The sequence below is a fragment of the Kitasatospora sp. NPDC023385 genome (assembly GCF_055664045.1).
Map to the genome: position 1 here is coordinate 124,244 of NZ_JBVOOL010000006.1, position 16,630 is coordinate 140,873.

The 16,630-nt window shown below is 72.9% G+C and carries 17 protein-coding genes; 11 read left to right on the forward strand and 6 right to left on the reverse strand.

The features are described 5' to 3' along the window. The first annotated feature begins 4 nt into the window (after window positions 1-4). Window positions 5-466 carry a hypothetical protein gene (locus AC0B61_RS12055; protein ID WP_471740532.1) on the forward strand — a complete coding sequence of 154 codons (462 nt, stop codon included), beginning with the start codon at window positions 5-7 and terminating at the stop codon, window positions 464-466. Window positions 467-753: 287 nt separating this feature from the next. On the opposite strand, the gene AC0B61_RS12060 is transcribed toward AC0B61_RS12055, so the two are convergent. The 4 genes from AC0B61_RS12060 to AC0B61_RS12075 all read right to left on the reverse strand — a co-directional run bounded on the left by AC0B61_RS12060 (window position 754) and on the right by AC0B61_RS12075 (window position 4,712). Continuing rightward, on the reverse strand, window positions 754-1,563 hold the full coding sequence (locus tag AC0B61_RS12060) for a hypothetical protein (RefSeq protein WP_471740533.1): 810 nt from the start codon (window positions 1,561-1,563) through the stop codon (window positions 754-756). A gap of 133 nt (window positions 1,564-1,696) precedes the next feature. Beyond that, a complete protein-coding gene (locus tag AC0B61_RS12065) occupies window positions 1,697-2,836 on the reverse strand; it encodes a glycosyltransferase (protein ID WP_471740534.1) in 1,140 nt (379 codons plus the stop codon). A 97-nt stretch (window positions 2,837-2,933) separates the two neighbouring features. Beyond that, window positions 2,934-3,689 (reverse strand): DUF4232 domain-containing protein, encoded by a 756-nt coding sequence (locus AC0B61_RS12070; protein WP_471740535.1) that lies wholly within the window; start codon window positions 3,687-3,689, stop codon window positions 2,934-2,936. Between the two features lie 282 nt (window positions 3,690-3,971). Beyond that, on the reverse strand, window positions 3,972-4,712 hold the full coding sequence (locus AC0B61_RS12075) for a DUF4232 domain-containing protein (protein ID WP_471740536.1): 741 nt from the start codon (window positions 4,710-4,712) through the stop codon (window positions 3,972-3,974). A gap of 319 nt (window positions 4,713-5,031) precedes the next feature. On the opposite strand from AC0B61_RS12075, the gene AC0B61_RS12080 reads away from it, so the two are divergent. The 5 genes from AC0B61_RS12080 (at window position 5,032) to AC0B61_RS12100 (ending at window position 10,862) form a co-directional block, all read left to right on the forward strand. After that, complete coding sequence (locus AC0B61_RS12080) at window positions 5,032-5,688, forward strand: hypothetical protein (protein WP_471740537.1); 657 nt, start codon at window positions 5,032-5,034, stop codon at window positions 5,686-5,688. Next, window positions 5,592-7,031 carry a HEAT repeat domain-containing protein gene (locus AC0B61_RS12085; protein WP_471740538.1) on the forward strand — a complete coding sequence of 480 codons (1,440 nt, stop codon included), beginning with the start codon at window positions 5,592-5,594 and terminating at the stop codon, window positions 7,029-7,031. Before AC0B61_RS12080 ends, AC0B61_RS12085 begins: the two co-directional genes overlap by 97 nt. Before the next feature lie 397 nt (window positions 7,032-7,428). Further along, window positions 7,429-7,743 carry a hypothetical protein gene (locus AC0B61_RS12090; protein WP_471740539.1) on the forward strand — a complete coding sequence of 105 codons (315 nt, stop codon included), beginning with the start codon at window positions 7,429-7,431 and terminating at the stop codon, window positions 7,741-7,743. 3 nt (window positions 7,744-7,746) lie between these two features. Continuing rightward, complete coding sequence (locus AC0B61_RS12095) at window positions 7,747-9,873, forward strand: DUF6571 family protein (protein ID WP_471740540.1); 2,127 nt, start codon at window positions 7,747-7,749, stop codon at window positions 9,871-9,873. After that, complete coding sequence (locus AC0B61_RS12100; RefSeq protein WP_471740541.1) at window positions 9,873-10,862, forward strand: hypothetical protein; 990 nt, start codon at window positions 9,873-9,875, stop codon at window positions 10,860-10,862. Before AC0B61_RS12095 ends, AC0B61_RS12100 begins: the two co-directional genes overlap by 1 nt. 64 nt (window positions 10,863-10,926) lie before the next feature. Here the strand turns inward: AC0B61_RS12100 and AC0B61_RS12105 are convergent, their stop codons facing one another. Beyond that, the gene (locus AC0B61_RS12105) at window positions 10,927-11,382 is read right to left on the reverse strand and encodes a MarR family winged helix-turn-helix transcriptional regulator (RefSeq protein WP_471740542.1); all 456 of its coding nucleotides are present in this window, start codon (window positions 11,380-11,382) and stop codon (window positions 10,927-10,929) included. Window positions 11,383-11,498: 116 nt separating this feature from the next. Between AC0B61_RS12105 and AC0B61_RS12110 the strand changes: the two genes are divergently transcribed. Further along, window positions 11,499-11,891 carry a nuclear transport factor 2 family protein gene (locus AC0B61_RS12110; RefSeq protein WP_471740543.1) on the forward strand — a complete coding sequence of 131 codons (393 nt, stop codon included), beginning with the start codon at window positions 11,499-11,501 and terminating at the stop codon, window positions 11,889-11,891. 68 nt (window positions 11,892-11,959) lie between these two features. Here the strand turns inward: AC0B61_RS12110 and AC0B61_RS12115 are convergent, their stop codons facing one another. Beyond that, window positions 11,960-12,514 carry a MarR family winged helix-turn-helix transcriptional regulator gene (locus AC0B61_RS12115; protein WP_471740544.1) on the reverse strand — a complete coding sequence of 185 codons (555 nt, stop codon included), beginning with the start codon at window positions 12,512-12,514 and terminating at the stop codon, window positions 11,960-11,962. A 173-nt stretch (window positions 12,515-12,687) separates the two neighbouring features. Between AC0B61_RS12115 and AC0B61_RS12120 the strand changes: the two genes are divergently transcribed. The 4 genes from AC0B61_RS12120 to AC0B61_RS12135 all read left to right on the forward strand — a co-directional run bounded on the left by AC0B61_RS12120 (window position 12,688) and on the right by AC0B61_RS12135 (window position 16,582). Continuing rightward, window positions 12,688-13,956, forward strand: a complete 1,269-nt coding sequence (locus AC0B61_RS12120; protein WP_471740545.1) for an FAD-dependent monooxygenase — start codon at window positions 12,688-12,690, stop codon at window positions 13,954-13,956. A 152-nt stretch (window positions 13,957-14,108) separates the two neighbouring features. Next, window positions 14,109-14,729, forward strand: a complete 621-nt coding sequence (locus AC0B61_RS12125; protein WP_471740546.1) for an L-threonylcarbamoyladenylate synthase — start codon at window positions 14,109-14,111, stop codon at window positions 14,727-14,729. A 206-nt stretch (window positions 14,730-14,935) separates the two neighbouring features. Continuing rightward, complete coding sequence (locus AC0B61_RS12130) at window positions 14,936-16,081, forward strand: NADH:flavin oxidoreductase (protein WP_471740547.1); 1,146 nt, start codon at window positions 14,936-14,938, stop codon at window positions 16,079-16,081. A gap of 126 nt (window positions 16,082-16,207) precedes the next feature. Further along, window positions 16,208-16,582, forward strand: coding sequence for a hypothetical protein (locus tag AC0B61_RS12135; RefSeq protein ID WP_471740548.1), 375 nt, complete (start codon window positions 16,208-16,210; stop codon window positions 16,580-16,582). Window positions 16,583-16,630 lie beyond the last annotated feature (48 nt).

Consider the following 16,630-nt stretch of genomic DNA (forward strand, 5'->3'; position numbering starts at 1 on the left):
AGGCGTGGAACTGACGACGCGTGACAAGCGCTGGGCAGTCGCGGTGCTGCTGCTCGGGGTCGGGGTGTCGGCGTGTTACGCGCTGGGGGGTGATCCCGACTCCGGTTCCGATGAGCCGCTGCCGTACAAGCGGCGGGACGCATCGGTCCTCGGCCGAATCGCGCTCAGCGACCCGTCCACGAAGAACACGGCGGTGGAAGCGGACGACCGCACGATCACGATCGAGGTCGCCTGGAGCGGCTGCGACTACAAGCCCGACCTGGTGACACGGGAGACCGCCGACCGAGTCACCCTGCTGCTGAGACGCCGGGACGCCTCCGGCCCGGGGATCGGATGCGAGGACGGCGGCATCGCCCAGCTCAAGGCCGTGCTGCACCGGCCGCTCGGCACCCGGGTCCTGGCCGACGCCGTCACCGGCAAACCCGTCCCGTACACCCACGCCCCCCAACCGCCGGCCGCAGGCTGACTGCCCGCTCCCGGGCGGGCGTGGACTTCGCCGCCTACCGCGCCCACAGCCGAACGGGCCTTCCCGCCGCCGAGCACCGGAGCAGCCCCGGTTTCCATGCACACGAACCAAACCGGACAGTTACGGCACGACTATCCCCGCAGGACACGACCGCTCCCCCACCGGCCTCGGCACCGCCGGCCGCCGATGCGCCGGCACCTCGGGAGCTCAGACGGGCTGCTTCCGCCGCCTCCCCCGCGGGCCCTGACCGGTCGCCAGGACCGGCCACGGACGGCCGGGGCGGCCGGTCAGTGCAGGGCGCTGACCGCGCGGGCGATGACCAGGAGGGACGTGACGAGTGCGGCGATGCTCTCCACGCTCATGAGGACCTTGGCCCGGGCGGAGAGCGGCATGGTGTCGGTCGGGCTGAACGCGGTGGAATTGGTCACCGACACGTAGAGGTAGTCGATCAGCGTCGGGGCCCAGTCGCAGGAGCGGCTGGACCCGTCGGCGACTTCCTCCACCGCGTCGTGGTTCTCGTCCTGGGAGAAGCGGAAGTCCGCGAGCGGGAGTTCGGTGCGCGGCACCTGGGTGCGGACGACCGGGCCGCCGCGGTCGAGTTCCCAGAACGCGAGACCGAAGACGATGACGTCGGTGGCCCAGACCTGGAAGGCGGCGATCAGCAGCGATCCGCCGTCCTTGACGTCGGTGGCCACCAGCGCGTGGACGAGCAGTCCCAGGGCCAGCAGGTTGCTCACGCCGATCAGGCCGACCAGGGCCAGTGACAGGGCTCGGGACAGCCGGTTCTGGCGGGTCATCCGGTGCGGGTTCACCGCGACCAGCGGAATCAGGAGCAGCACCTCCAGGGCCGGCAGGACGTAGCGCGGGCCGACGAGCAGGGGCTCCGGCAGGGCGAGGTTGAGCAGGATCGCCACCACGGTGGCCGCCATCGCCGGCAGTCGGGCCTCGCCGCGGCGCTCGTGGCGGGGGTGGCGCCGCAGCATCGGCGCCCGGTGGGTGCCCGGTGCCCGGTGCGCGTTCGGGGTCCGATGGGCGTTCGAGACCCGATGGATGTTCGGTGTCCGGTGGGCGTTCGCTGCTCGGCTGTCCGTGCTCATCTCGGCGGGCCTCCTGGGGTCGGTGTGGCTGACCGACGGCTTCCCCCCGCAGGCGGCGTCCACTCCCGGGCCCGGCTTCTGCCCTGTTCCCCCTGCTGCCCCTCCTCCCCCTGCTCCCCCCTGCTTTCCCTGCTCAGCACCGCCCGTCGGCGGTCGGAGGCCTCGTGCTCTCCGTCATCACCGCCAGTTCCGTGAAGTCGAGCGGTGGCAGCCGTGACAGCCTGACGCCGGCGGCGTTCATGGCGGCGGTGTAGCCGGAGTTGCCGAGGAGGGCCGTCATGGCGTCGGCGATCTCGCCGCGCGTTGCCGTGAGTTCGAGGGCGCGGCCGAGGCCACGGCGGGCGAACGCGGCGCAGTTGTCGGGCTGGTCGGCGAGAACGCCCAGGCCCAGGACGGGCGTTGCGCCCTGGACGGCGTCGAGCAGGGACGCCCGGCCGCCGTGCGTCACGAACAGGTCGGCGCGGTGCAGGAGTGCGGGCTGCGGGACGTGCTCGAGAACCGTGATGCGGGGGTCGTCGCTGCGCAGGTCCTCGGCGAGGTCTCCCGCGGACACGATCGCATCGCAGCCGATTGCGGAGAGTGCGGCCATGACCTCCCGGTACACGTTCCCGACGACGCCGCGCAGACCGGACATCGTGGTGGTCAGGGTGCCGAGGCTCACGTAGACGAACGGGCGGGAGGAGGAGGGACGGTCCAGCCACTCGGGGAGGGCGGTCCGGAATGTCGCGACGGTGCGTCGGACGGCGCGCGCCCAGGGCGGCGGCGTCTCGTAGAACCACTGGACCGGCGCGGGGGTGAGCAGCGGGGGCAGGACGGGTGTGTCCTGCCCGTGCTGCTTGTACAGGGGGGTCAACGCGGGCGCGATGTCGGTGTCCCAGAGGTCCAGGAGGACCGGGCCGAGCCCGTTGTCGGCGGCGACCACGGGCAGGTGCAGGATCTTCGCCGCGAGGTGCGCGCCGAGGTCGCTGCACTCGGCGACCACCAGGTCGGGCCGCGCCCGGGTCCACGCGGTGATCAGGTCGCGGGCCTTCGGTTCGGCCTGGTCCGGCCAGAGCCCACCGAAGACGTAGCGGGTGAAGGGCGCGTTCCCGGACTCCTTCCAGATCTCGCTCGCTGCCTGCTGAACGGCGGGATCGCAGGTCCAGTCCGTTCCTGCCCGGTGGAACTCCACTGCTCGCCGCCGGGCTTCGCGGCGGAACATGAGGGGGGCGTGGAGCGTGACGGTGTGGCCCTGCTCAAGGGCGGGGCTGATGACGTAGTCGAGCGCGGACACGTGCGAAGGTATCGGCTCGGCCGTGACTGCTATCCGTAAGGTCATGGGGACTCCAGGGACCGCGGGGGGCGGCGGGCGGCGGGCGGCAGGCGGCCGGTCACCAGGAGACGGCGTCGTCCAGCGACTGCTGCCAGTAGGTGACCTTGAGGGAGTCGTCCACGTGGACGCCCTTCGCGGGCAGCGACGGGTGGGCCCCCGCGCCGACGCTCTCCCCACCGGAGGGGCCGTGGAAGTAGACGGCCAGGGACGCCACGGTGCGGCCGTTCGAGGCGTCGCTGCCGTCCGCGGAGGACAGGTTGACGGAGGCGTAGCCGGACTCGCCGGGCTTGAGCGTGACCACGGCCTGCGGCTTCGAGTCGGCGATGACCGGGGGCACGGACTGGGCCTCGCCGAACTGGACGGCCGGGTAGCCGTAGAGGTAGCAGAGGCCGGCGCCGGTGTTGGTGACGGTGAGCAGCATGTGGTTCACGGGGCGGTTGAGCGGGGCGGCGGTGGTCTTGGTGTTGGAGCCCTGGCAGGCGGTCGGGTTGGCGGCCGCGGGGGCCGCAGGGGCTGCGGGGGTTTTCGGCGCGGGGGTGCCGGTGGCGGCCTTCGAACCGGTGGCCGGGGGCGCGGCGGCCGGGGGCGTGCCGGTGGTGGTGGCGCTGCCTGCGGGCGGGTCGGCGGACGCCGGGGCCGGTGCGGTGGCGGGAAGGGGGGCCGTGGCCGCCGCGGTGGGCGACGAGCCGGCTGCCTTGGCGTCCCCGTTGCCGCTTCCGTTGCTGCTGCCGCTGCATGCGGTCATCGAGAAGGCGGCGAGCGCGACGCTCGCGGCAGCGGTGATCAGCCGGGAGCGGGAGGTGTGGACGGACATGTGGTCGTGCCCCTTTCGGCATTCGCCGGACGGTGGGTCGATCGGATGACCGAAGCTTGCGGAGTGATCCGTCCCAGCCGCCATGCCCGGCGCCCCGATGAGTGGGGTGGAACGGCGAACGGGCCTGTGACCAGCGGGAGTGGGACGAGCCTGGACCGCCGGAACGGGACACCGGGGGAACAGAGGCGACCCGGCGGAACTCCCCGCCGGGCGGCAGCGAGTGGGTCAAGCGGACGGACGGCTGGGCTCCGCTCGCCCCGGTCAGACACCTCTGCGGGACTGCTACTTGCCGGCCGCCGTCATGGAGGCGACCGCTTCGGCCACGGTGGACCGGTAGATGCCCATCTGCGGGTTCAGGACGTGGGCGCCGCTGCCGAGCGGGAAGTTACGGGTGTTCGCGAGGGGCATGCTGCCCTCATCGTCGACCAGCACGTTGAGTTCGTTGATGCCCGCGGTGGTGCCGGTGGTGGCACCGCTGGGGTCGAGGTCGATCACCGCGTAGGCCTTCTGGCCCGCCGCCACCGGGAACCGCAACGTGCCGCTGGCGAGCACCGGCTTGAGGTTGTTGCTCCGGTCGCGGGCCTCCGAGTTGCCCAGGTCGACCCCCGGCGACGAGCTCAGACTGCAGGCGCTCGTACCGGTGTTGTGCACCTCGATCACCCACTGGTTCGGTGCCCCGGCGCGGGCCGTCGCCTGGATCGCGAGGTTCTGGATGTCACACGGGCGGGCGTCGGAGCCGGCGCCGGCGGGCCGGGTGCCGGCCGACGGGTTCGCGCCGGGCGGTGTCTGCGCGGGGCGGGTGGCGGTGTGCGAAGCCCCACCGGCGGTCGGCGCGCTCGCGGCGGGAGCGCCGCTGGCCGGGCCGCCCGCCGGCGGGGGCGTGACGGCCACCGTGGCGGTCGCGGAGGCCGCCGAGCCGCCGGCCGAGTCGGTGTTGTCGGGCCCGCAGGCGGTCAACGCGAGCCCCGCCCCGACGACGAGGACGGCGGAGGCGAGCAGCGGACGACGGTGGCGGACGGACATGGTGGCTCCCCGATGGCGGTTGCGTGCTGTCTGCTTGGACACACCACAGGACGGTCGGCCGGCGGGTTTCGGTGGCACGATCGGCGTCACAATCGTCCGGACATGACAGCGATCAGACTGTGACATTCGATCAGGTGCGACGCGGTTGACATGGCCCGGTTGATCGGCGCAGTTTCCCCGGCAAGTCGACCCGGCGCGCCCTCAAGTGGCGGCGGAGGAGCCCGGCGCCTCGGACCAGCGGCCGAGGCGGAATCTCCCACGACAGCACGGCGGGTTTCCTGGACGATGGCGGCCGGTAGCCGGTCAGGACAGTGTGGTGGTGAACGTGGTGACGATGGCGGGAATGTCGCTGGAAGCGCTGGACGCCGTGCGGTGGGAGGGGCTCGAGACGGCGCACCCGGCGGACCCCGTCGAGGTGATTCCGCGGACGCTGCGTCAACTCGCCCTCGCGGGTGCCGAGGCGACGGAGGAGGACAGCGACCCGCTGTACTCCCTGGTCGCGAGGGACGGGCACGAGACGCCGTCCGCGACGGCGGTCGCGCTGCCGTTCGTGGTCGCGCTGGCCGCCGACCCGGCCATGGGCGCGCGGGTGCCCCTCGTCGAGCTGCTGGTGGCCCTGCGGGCGCCGGACCTGGCAGGCGAGGACTGGGCGGGGGCGCTGCTCGCGGATCCGGAGCCGGCGGTGAGGCGGGCGGCGATACCCCTGGCCGGCGGGGTCCGGCGGCTGCTGGAGCGGTGGCGGGTCGAAACGGACCCGGCGGTACGCCTCCCGCTCCTGCTGGCTCTCGGTGAGACGCTGTCCGGGGAGGTCAGGGAAGCCGGTCCGGCGAAGCCGAGGAAGCCGGGGAGGCCGATGCGGCGCGAGCGGTGCTGGTGGGGGTGCTGGAGGGGGACGACCCGGTGCTGTGGGTCGCGGCCCTGCACGCCTCGGCGGGGCTCGACCGGGATCTCCCGGTCCGCCAACTGGACCGGCTGATCGGGGTGTTCGCCGATCCCGCACTGCGGCCACGGTTCGAGGAGGCCTGGTTCACTCCCGCTGTCGAGGAGCCCTGGACCCGCGAGGACCTGGTCCGGACGACGGCGTGGAAGCTCGCCCACGACCCCGAGGCCGAACTCCGCTTCGCCGTCCGGCTGGTCGAGACGGCGGACCGCACCGGGGATGCCGCGCTGTGCCGGGAGGCGCTGGACGTGGCGTGGCGACTCCTGACCGAACGGCGTTCCGTGGAGGCGGCGCTGCTGCCGCTGGCGGGTGCTCTGCTGACCAGTCCGGACGCCGCCGTGCGGCTTCGAGCCGCGAACATCCTCGCGGTACTGGGCCCGCCGGCGGCCCCGTACGCGGACCGGCTCGCCGACCTGCTCGACGACGACGGGGCCGACGAGGACCTCGACGGAACGGTCGGCGAGCTCGCCCTCTGGGCACTCGCCCGGATCGGCGATCCGCGCGCCCTGCCGGGCCTGATCGGGCAACTCCGTGCGCAGGAGGAGGAGCAGGGCCGCGGCTACTGCACAAGTGATCCGAGGCGGCCGGACGTCGCGGACGTCCTGGTCCCGCTGCGGGACCACGCGGACGTCCTGCTGCCCGCGATGCGGGAGGCGATCCGGCAGGGCGGGGCGCGAGGCGGTGCGACGCGCTCGTTCCTCGGCGTGCTGGAGGCCTGGTGCGAGGACGCGCTGCCGGCCCTGCCCGATGTCCTGCCGCTCCTCGCCGACACCCGGACCTCCGTGCACGTGCTCGGCATCCTGTGGGCCCTGGGGCCGGCCGCCGCCTCGGCCGCGCCGGCCCTGCGCACCTGCGAGGTCCTGGACCACCCGGGCAACCACGCGCTGGTGGCCGGTACCGCCGCGCGCCTCCGGGGGGAGTGCCCGACCCTGCAGTCCGTCGGCGACGCCGTCCTGGCGGCCGAGGAACCCTGGAACGCGCCGATCCGCGCCCTGGCCGACTTCGGCCTCGAAGCGGCCCCTTACGCGGACCGGGTCCGGTTCGCCATGGAGAACAGCACGCACTGGTGGCGCCTGACGGCCGCGGTCACGCTCTGGTCGATCACGGGCCGGGCCGAACCGACCATGCGGGTCCTGGAGGAGTACGTGGTGCCGGTCGCCGACGGCGGCGACGGCTTCCGATTCCTGCAGGAGGCACTCCGGACGTTGATCCGCATGGGCGAGGTCAGCCCTCCGATCCGGGCCGCGCTGCTGACGATCCGCCAGTCCGACCGCCGCCTGTGCACCGACGCGGGGTACCCGATGGTCATCCGTGACGGGGAACTGCGTGCCCTCGTCGAACAGGCCCTGGCCACCCGCCCGCCGGCCCCCGCGAGGTGAACCGCGCTCCGACGCTCCTCAGCGCCGTGGTCCATCCCCTCCGCCGTCTCGCGGAGGTCGTCGCGAACCCGGAAGGTCGCCGAGCGGCCGGGCGTACATGGACGGCTGCCGCACCAACACGGAGCCGAGATGACGGCAGCCCCGGAGTCCCGGGGCTGGTGGTCCGCAGCGATACGTCGGCCGGGTAGGACGGAGATCGAACGACCTCCACGTCGGCCGCTCTTTGTATGATCGCCCCGATGGCGCGTCAGCGTCGTCCCCGGTATGGCAGGGGTGGTTAGCCCTCGATCAGCCGTGGGCGCTGTCGGGGAGCGCACGGGCGGGCAAGGCCTGGCAGTGGTCGCCCTTGCCGCCGTCGACACCTTTGCGAGTGCATCGTTGATGGGGGGAACCAGACGTGAGTACACCTGCGGCAAACGGGCAGTTCAGTCTCAACAGCCAGGCGATGAACGGCGCGGTGGCGGCGTTGAACGGGATGGCGCTGAACGACCCCACCGTCGGTGCCGTCGCCGACGAATCGACCAACGCCGCCGCGACGGCGCACAGCGGCTGGGACACCGCAGGGGCGCTGCGGGCGGCGCTCGCCGAGTGGCACGAGCAGGTGGGCCAGTTGACGGCAAGGCTGAACCAGAACAGCGCGGCGCTGGAGCAGACCACCTTGAACTACCACAGCACCAACTTCGCCGTTGCCGACTCGATGAAGGGGAAGTGAGCGATGCTGGGATACGAGGACGTTCTCAAGGCGAACCCCGGCACGCTCGGTACGGCGGCGGCCAAGTGGCGTGAGATGGCGCAGAGGTTCCACACCATGGAGACCGACTTCGATCAGAAGGTGCTCTCGGTGACCCGTAACGGGCTGTGGACGGGCGGCACCGCCAGCATGGCGAACTTCCAGCTGGTCCTCACCAAGGGGCAGATCACCGCTGCCCAGGTCGAGGCGAACGCCGTGGCATCGCTGCTCGACGACGCGAAGTCGGACTTCGAGGCCGCCCAGAAGCAGGTCCGCGACGCCGCGGACGGCGCCGTCAAGGCCGGTTTCAAGGTCACCGGCGCCGGCGTCGCGGTCCTTGACACCAGCACGATGGACAAGGCCACCCTGGACGCGCTGCACCACGACCGCGAAACCCAGGACGCCTACAACGAGGCCGCAGCCAAGTGGACCAAGGCCATCGAGGCCGGACTGCAGGCGGCCTCGGACGCGGACAAGAGGGCCTCGACGGCGTTGCGCAGCGCGTCGAAAGCGGGCAGCGCGGACAACACCTTCAACGGGCAGGCGGTCGGCGGTGGGGACGCCGCCGACGCGCAGCGCGCGGCCGCGCTCGCCACCCGGATCGACAGCCTCAGCCCGGAGGAGCGGGACCAGTTGGCGAACCTCATGAAGGCGAACGCCGACAGCCCGCAGTTCTCGCAGACGCTGCTGGACAAGCTCGGCCCCGACGGCATGCTGAAGCTTGCGCAGAAGCTCGACGATCCCGGCGACGACGGGGGGAAGAAGTCCTCCTACCCGGGGTTGCGGACGGATCTGACCCGGGCGCTCGCCTCCGCCACGCAGGACCCGACCAGCGACTTCTACAAGAAGTGGCGCGCGGACATGAAGGGCGCCGGAGAGAAGAACTTCGGCTCCAACACCGAACCGGTGTACGGCTACCAGGTCCTCACCACGCTGATGACCAAGGGGAGCGGGAAGTACTCCACGCCGTTCCTCACCGACCTCGCCGACGACATCACCGCCAGCGAGAAGGAGCACCCGGGCCGGTGGAGCTACAAGGCCAACCACACCGGCACAGCTCTCGGCGCCGACCCGCTGGACAACGTCCTGGCCGTGATGGGCCGCCAGCCGGAGGCCGCGACGGCGTATCTGGACCCGGGCGCGGACGGCTCCAACAAGCGCCTGCAGTACCTGCTGAAGGAACGGCACTGGCCGGAGGGTTACCTCACGGGCTACACGACGGTCAAGATGCCGGACCCGCTCGCGCAGAGCGGCCTGGCCTCCGCGATCGAGGCCGCTTCCACCGGCGAGCCGGCCGGCAGCCCCCACGACGGCAAGCACACCGAGGCGCAGGCCCGGGTCATGCACGACACCGTCGTCACCCTGGACGAGGGCCAAGGCGGCGACAAGATCAAGGACACGCTGCGCCGGCCGCTCGCCAACGCCCTCGCTGACTACGTCGGGGACACCCACGAGCTACTCAACGGGCGCAACGACGTCTACGGCGCCCACACCGGGCACGACTCGGTCTGGAAGGACGGTGACACCGCACGGATGGCCGTCGGCCAGGACAGTCTGGTCCGGGTCATGCGCGGGCTCTCGGACGACCCGGCCGCCTACGGCACGCTGCACCAGGCGGAGACTGGCCAGATCGCCCAGGACCTCGCGGCCCTAGGGCCCCATCCCGACCGTGATGCGGTGAAGGATGTGATGGGCAAGGGCGCCGCCGCGCTCGGCGCCTACGACGCCATCCGCGCCGACGCGGCGATGGACATGCGCGACGACAAGAACGCCCAGGCCGACTGGAAGGCCAAGATTCTCTACCACGCCGTCGGCGCCCCCATCACCCCGATCCCCGGAGTCGGCGACGCCGCCCAGCGGCTCGTGGACACCTGGACCTACGAGGTCAGCCTGAACGAGAAGGACCAGAACAACGCCGAGGCCAATGCCAAGATCTCGGACACCTACCTGGACGGCACCAAGGAGATGTCCGACCTGGTCGGCATCTGGGCCCGCGACCGTGGCATGAGCCCGGAGGACCACATGATCAACGGGCTCCAGGACGACGTCCTGAACACCCGCAACCGCAGCAGCGACGTCGCCGGCCGATACCTCGGCCGGGGCAACGCCTGATGGCGGCCGCCCGTACCTCCCGCCGCACCGCCGCCGCCGTCATCGCCCTGGCGGTGGCGGCGGCGGCCGGCCTTGGTCTCTGGTGGGCACTCGGCCGCGACGACCCCGACCGCGACTGCGCCGGCCTGCGCGGCGACGACCGCGTCCGCACGGTGCTCGGCGCCGCCTGGCGGTCCGACCTGGCGTGCACCGACCTCTCCGACGGCCTGCGCCGGGCCACCACGGGCGGCCGGCCCGGCGTCCACACCGTGGACCAGGCCCGCGCCATGCGCGCCGTCGTCCTCGCGCTCGCCGACAGCAAGGACCACCACGTCCACCCGGACGTCCGCCGACCCCTCGCCGAAGCCCTCGCCGACTACGCCACCGACACCCACGCCGTACTGGCCCTGGTCAACGACACCTACAACGCACATGCCGGGTGGCGAAGCGACGCCTGGCAGGACGAGCAGGGTGTCCACTTCTCCGTCGGGCAGCGGGAGTTGGCCCTGGCGTTGCGCGGCCTCTCGGAGGACCCGAGCGCCTACGCCCTGCTGCGCGCCGCCGACCTGCGGCAGGCCGCCGCCGGCTTTGCGGCGGTCAAGCCGGCTCCGTCCGACGACGAGCTCAAGGACGTGGTGGGTCTCGCCGCCATGCCCGCCGGGGCCTACGACGCGATCGCCGACGACGTGGTCCGCAAGCGGGGCGCCGACTCGCGCCAGGCGTGGCAGACCGAGGCGCTGAGCGGCTTCCGGGCCTCGAAGGCCGACCCGGTGCCGGACTACTCCACCGATCCGGTCGGCCACCTGACGGCCGCCTGCCTCGCCAGGGTCGATCCGGGCGACGCGAGCGGCTTCGTCCAGCTCCAGAGCCAGACCGTCGGCCTGCTCAACCGGTGGTCCGAGGCCTCCCACGCGGACCTCGGCCAGGACACGTTGGGCGTACTCGGCGACCGGGCGTTGAACACCGGGTTCACTGGGTCTCAGGAGGCGAAGAAGGCTCTCGCCCCGTAGCTCCCTCCAGCACGGTTCAGCCGTCGGCGGTCAGTCGTGGTCGGCGGCCCGTCGTGCCCGGCGGTCAGTCGTGGTCGGCGGCGAAGGGGCCCTCGTCGACGAAGCGGCGCAGGAGGCGGGCGAAGGCCTGGGCGTCGCCCTGAGGCCAGGTGGCGAGTGAGTCCTCGATGCCGGCGGCGAGCCGCTGTCGGGTGGCGGCGATGACGGCGCGGCCGTCGTCGGTGAGGGTGAGCAGGGTGGCGCGGCCGTCGGCGGGGTCGGGGCGGCGTTGGAGCAGGCCGGCCTGTTCGAGGCGGTCGGCGCGGCGGGTGACGGTGGTGCGGTCCAGTCCGATGTCGCGTCCGAGGTCGGCTGCGCTGCACGGGCCGGTGCGGGCGAGGCCGCTGATGACCGGGTAGGTGAGGTCGTCGACCGCCTCGCCCAGTCCTTGGGTCAGGTGGGTGTAGAGGCGGGCGCGGGTGCTGCGCCGCAGGAGCAGCCCGAGGGTGTCGGCGATGTCGTGTCCTGTCGTGTGCTTCACCCCTCCAGATTAGCGTGCGCGGAACACGCTTTTCCTGTACGGTCAGAAGCGTGCTTCAGGCACGTATATCGATCGATCCGCAGCGGGGCTTCCCGTACGCGCCCGGAGGAAATCCCATGACCCGCACCGACATCCGCGCCGCCCTCACCGACCTGCTCCTCACCCCCGGCCACGACCTGGACGAGGCCGCCGACCGGCACTTCGCCCCCGACTACCGCCAGCGCACCGACGGAAGCTGGGCGGACCGCAACGAATTCCTCGCCCACATCGCCCACCTGCGCACGGTCCTCGCCGACGGCTCCGTCGAGGTCCACGACGAACTCACGGCCGGCGACCGCTACGCCGACCGCCACACCATGACCGTCGTCAAGACCGACGGATCCACCGTCCGCATGGAGGTCTACCTCTTCGCCGAGTACGCCCCCGACGGCCGCTTCCGCCGCATCGAGGAGACCACCCTCATGCTCGAGGGCGCCGACGGCGACCGAGACCTCGGCAGCGCCCGCTGAACCCCCTATCGCCCGACCCGATTCCCTTGCTCCAGAAGGGCGTTGCGTGGCAAGCGGCGCCCCCGGGCTCAGTCCTCCCCGTCGTCGAGCACGGCGAGGCGGGCGGTCACGTCGTCGCTGAAGCGGGCGAGGAGGCGGAGGAGGTCGTCGCGGTCCCGGGAGGGCCAGTCGGCGAGGGTGTCGGCGAACCAGCCGAGCAGGAAGGCGAGATAGCGGTTGACGGCCTCGGTGCCGCCGCCGGTGGGTTCGATCAGGCGGGCCCGGGCGTCGTGCGGGTCGGGGATGCGGCGGACGAGGCCGCGCTTCTCCAGGATCTGGACCTGGCGGGTGATGTGCGGGCCCACGACCTGCATGCGCTCGGCGATCTCGCCGATCCGCAGGGGCTTGTCGGCCGTGCGCAGGGTGACGAGCACGCCGACGGCGGGGCGGTCGCGCCCCAGGCCCGCCTCCTCGGCGGCGCGTTCGACGAGGCGGCCCCGGCTGATGGCGGCGCTGAGCCGGGTGATCCGGGTCAGCGCGGCGAGGAAGTCGGGGCGCGCGTCCTCCGGTTCACGGGCGTCGCGGGACTCGGGAGCCTCGGGAGCCTCGGGGGCGTCGGCGGGCTCGGCGGGCTCGGCGGACATGACATCTCCATTGCATACCTAAGTTAGGTATCTGTATTGTGGGGCCTGGGTCGCTCGCCCACGAGGGCGACGTACGACCTCACTAAAGATACCTGAGGTACGTATCTTCCTAGTCGTCCGGTGCGTACCACCCCCATGCCGGCGGGGATGCCCGCCGGGGGAAGTGAGAGGCCATGAACACCGCGCCCCGCCCCGCCCGTCATGCACCCACCCGTCGCGCACCGGCCCGCCGCGCACCCGTCCGTCGCGTACTGGTCTCCGGAGCGAGCATCGCCGGCCCCGCGCTCGCCTACTGGCTCGACCGGTACGGCTTCGAGGTGACCGTCGTGGAGAAGGCCGCCGCCGTACGCGGGGGCGGCTACGCCGTCGACATCCGCGGCGCCGCCCGCGCCGTCGTGGAGCGCATGGGGCTGCTGCCGCGCCTTCGCGCCGCCCACGTCGACAGCCGGCGCATCACCTTCGTCGGCCCCGACGGGCGGACTGTCGGCTCGCTGCGCCCGGAGCAGCTGACCGGCGGCGAGGCCGGTCGCGACCTGGAGGTCCGGCGCGGTGATCTGGCCGACGCCCTCCAGGAGCCCCTGTGCGACCGGGTGGAGTTCCGCTTCGAGGACTCGATCGCCGCGCTGGACGACGACGGGGACGCCGTCCACGTGGTGTTCGACAGCGGCGTCCGCCGCAGCTTCGACCTCGTGGTCGGCGCCGACGGGCTGCATTCGAACACCCGCCGGTTGGTCCTCGGCCCCGAGGAGCCCTTCCACCGCTACCTCGGGCACGTCTTCGCCGGCTTCACCCTCCCCAACGAGTTCGGCCTCGCCCACGAGGGCGTCATCTGGAACGACGTCGGGCGCAGCGCGGTCCTCTATGCGCACGCAGCGGCCGACCGCGTCCACGGCTTCCTCACCTTCACCCGCGACGTCCCGCCCTTCGAGGCCTTCCGCGATCCGCGGGCCCAGCGCGAGTTGGTCGCCGCCCGCTTCCCGGAGCGGGTCTGGCACGTGCCGCGCCTGGTGGAGGCGATGCGGGACGCCGACGACCTCTTCTTCGATGTCGTCAGCCAGGTCCGGCTGCCGACCTGGTCGCGCGGGCGGGTGGTCCTCGCGGGCGACGCCGCGCACGCCACCTCGTTCCTGTCCGGTCAGGGGTCGAGTGTCGCCCTGGTCGGCGCGTACGTCCTGGCCGGCGAGCTGGCCGCGCACGGGGGCCACACCGCCGCCTTCGCGGCCTACGAGTGCCGGATGCGGCCCTTCGCCGAACGCAACCAGGCGCTGGCCACCGGCGGCGGCACCGTCGTGACACCGACGACGCGGGAACAACTGGAAGCCCGCAACGCCCTGTTGCGCGATCCGGAGTCCGTCGCGCGGGAGCTGGCGACGGCGGGCGCGCAGGCCGGCCGGTCCGCGCACTCGGACCTGCTGCTGCCGGACTACCCCGGGGCGCCGTGACACCCGGCCGGCCGGCGGGCAGCCGGGGACGTTCGGAGGGCGGCCAAGGAGCAGCCAGGGGGACGGTCGGAGGGCAACCGAGGGACGGCCGGGGGACGGTCGCGCCGCGGGCCTGGCCCCGTGCGGCCGGACGGATCCCGTAGGGTCGGCCAATGGCGAAGTACTTCGATGTGCACCCGCAGACCCCCCAGGCCCGCACCATCGGCACCGTGGCCGACAGCCTCCGCTCCGGCGCCCTCATCGCATACCCCACCGACTCCTGTTTCGCCCTGGGCTGCCGCATGGGCAACCACGAGGGCCTGGAACGGATCCGGTCGATCCGGCGTCTCGACGACCGCCACCACTTCACCCTGATGTGCGAGGACTTCGCCCAGCTGGGGCAGTTCGTCCACATCGACAACGCGGTCTTCCGCGCCGTCAAGGCGGCGACGCCGGGCAGCTACACCTTCATCCTCCCCGCCACCAAGGAGGTCCCGCGCCGTCTGATGCACCCGAAGAAGAAGACGGTGGGCGTCAGGATCCCCGACCACGTCGTCACCCGGGCCCTGCTCGCCGAACTCGGCGAGCCCCTCCTCTCCAGCACCCTGCTGCTGCCCGGCGAGGACGAGCCTCTGACCCAGGGGTGGGAGATCAAGGAACGGCTCGACCACGTGCTGGACGCCGTGGTGGATTCCGGCGACTGCGGTACGGAACCGACGACGGTCGTCGACTTCTCCGGCGGCGCGGCGGAGATCGTCCGGCGCGGTGCGGGCGACCCCACGCGCTTCGAGTGACGGCGCCCCGGTCCGGCTGGCCGGCCGCCGGGGGGTGCCGCCGGGCGCCTCCGGATGCTTCCGGGCGCCGCCGGGCGCCCGCCGCGGCAGTGGCGCGGATCACAGCGGGCGTGGCGCGGTCGGCGAAATGCGGAGGCGGTCGGGGTGGTTGGCACGGGCAACCGTTTCCGCCCCGGCGCACACCACCGGTACCCGCGAGGATTCCCATGACCGTCACCGAGCCCGCCGCCACCGCCGAGCCCGCCGCCTCCCGCGCGGCCGAGACCCTGTCCCGGCCCGTCACGATCAACGGGCTGACCGTGCCCAACCGCATCGTGATGGCGCCGATGACCCGCAGCTTCTCCCCCGGCGGCGTGCCCGGCGAGGACGTGCGCTCGTACTACGCCCGCCGCGCCGCCGCGGGCGTCGGCCTGATCGTCACCGAGGGCACGTACGTGGGCCACGAGTCCGCCGGCCAGAGCGACACCATCCCGCGCTTCCACGGCGAGGAGCAGCTGGCCGGGTGGGCCCGCGTCGCCGAGGACGTCCACGCGGCGGGCGGCGCCATCGTGCCGCAGCTCTGGCACATCGGCATGGTGCGCAAGCAGGGTGACCCGCCGTTCGCCGACGCCCCCGCCGTCGGCCCGTCCGGCATCCGGCTGAACGGCACCGAGGGAACGGGGCGGGCGATGACCCGGACCGACCTGGACGCCGTCATCGGCGCGTTCGCCGAGGCCGCCGCGGCCGCCGAGCGGATCGGCTTCGACGGCGTCGAGCTGCACGGCGCCCACGGCTACCTGCTCGACCAGTTCCTGTGGGCGGGCACCAACCGCCGCACCGACGCCTACGGCGGCGACCCGGTCGCCCGGACGAAGTTCACGGCCGAGCTCGTCGCCGCGGTGCGCGGGAGCGTCTCCCCCGAGTTCCCGGTGATCTTCCGCTACTCGCAGTGGAAGTCGGAGAACTACGACGCCCGCCTCGCCGAGACCCCGCAGGAGCTGGAGGCGATCCTCGCCCCGCTCGCCGAGGCCGGCGTCGACGCCTTCCACGCCTCGACCCGCCGCTACTGGATCCCCGAGTTCGACGGCTCGGACCTCAACCTGGCCGGCTGGACCAGGAAGCTCACCGGCCGGCCCGCCATCACCGTCGGCTCCGTCGGCCTCGACGGCGACTTCGTCCGCGCCTTCGCGGGCGAGGGCGCCCCGGTCCAGGGCATCGACGACCTGCTCGACCGGCTGGAGCGCGACGAGTTCGACCTGGTCGCCGTCGGCCGTGCCCTCCTCCAGGACCCGCAGTGGGCCGCCAAGGTCCTCTCCGGCCGCTTCGCCGACCTGCAGCCCTACGACGCCGCCGCACTCCGCACCCTCAGCTGACCACCGCGGCCCGCGGCCCCGGTCGCACGGCTGCCCCGCCACACGGCGGATAATGGCCGGGCCGCGGGCCGGTGGCGCCAGCCGTGGCGACGGTGCCGATCGACGGAGAGAAGAGGCAGAGGACGGATGACCCTGAACGAAGGCCGGCGCGTCCGGCTGGCCGAGGACCTGGCGATCGGTGAGGCCGTCGCCGGGGAGCCCGGGGCCGTCGTCGGGTTCCTCTCGCTGGGAGCCGGAACGGAGGGCACCGTCGAGCGGGTGGACGGGGAACTCCCGGAGAGTCACGAGGTCCGCGAGTACCAGCGGCTCACAGCGCTGTTCGAGGACTACGGGCACACCATGCCGGTGGCGACCCGCGAGCGCCTGGTGGCGGAGATCGCCGCGCTGGAACCGCAGTGGGCCGCGCACCGGGCCCAGGGAAGCCGGGTGACGGTCCGGGTCCGGCTGGACAACGGCTTCGTCCTCGACGGGGCGCACCAGGACATCCTCACCCCCCTGTGACGGGCGACGTCCTGGCGCCGGCGGCGCCAGGACCCAGCCGCAGACGGG

Coding starts and splice junctions, on each gene's coding strand:
- AC0B61_RS12070 (WP_471740535.1), bottom strand. CDS start 3,689: ATGTCCGTCCACACCTCCCGCTCCCGGCTGATCACCGCTGCCGCGAGC.
- AC0B61_RS12100 (WP_471740541.1), top strand. CDS start 9,873: ATGGCGGCCGCCCGTACCTCCCGCCGCACCGCCGCCGCCGTCATCGCC.
- AC0B61_RS12130 (WP_471740547.1), top strand. CDS start 14,936: ATGACCGTCACCGAGCCCGCCGCCACCGCCGAGCCCGCCGCCTCCCGC.
- AC0B61_RS12095 (WP_471740540.1), top strand. CDS start 7,747: ATGCTGGGATACGAGGACGTTCTCAAGGCGAACCCCGGCACGCTCGGT.
- AC0B61_RS12110 (WP_471740543.1), top strand. CDS start 11,499: ATGACCCGCACCGACATCCGCGCCGCCCTCACCGACCTGCTCCTCACC.
- AC0B61_RS12060 (WP_471740533.1), bottom strand. CDS start 1,563: ATGAGCACGGACAGCCGAGCAGCGAACGCCCACCGGACACCGAACATC.
- AC0B61_RS12075 (WP_471740536.1), bottom strand. CDS start 4,712: ATGTCCGTCCGCCACCGTCGTCCGCTGCTCGCCTCCGCCGTCCTCGTC.
- AC0B61_RS12135 (WP_471740548.1), top strand. CDS start 16,208: ATGACCCTGAACGAAGGCCGGCGCGTCCGGCTGGCCGAGGACCTGGCG.
- AC0B61_RS12125 (WP_471740546.1), top strand. CDS start 14,109: ATGGCGAAGTACTTCGATGTGCACCCGCAGACCCCCCAGGCCCGCACC.
- AC0B61_RS12120 (WP_471740545.1), top strand. CDS start 12,688: ATGAACACCGCGCCCCGCCCCGCCCGTCATGCACCCACCCGTCGCGCA.
- AC0B61_RS12115 (WP_471740544.1), bottom strand. CDS start 12,514: ATGTCCGCCGAGCCCGCCGAGCCCGCCGACGCCCCCGAGGCTCCCGAG.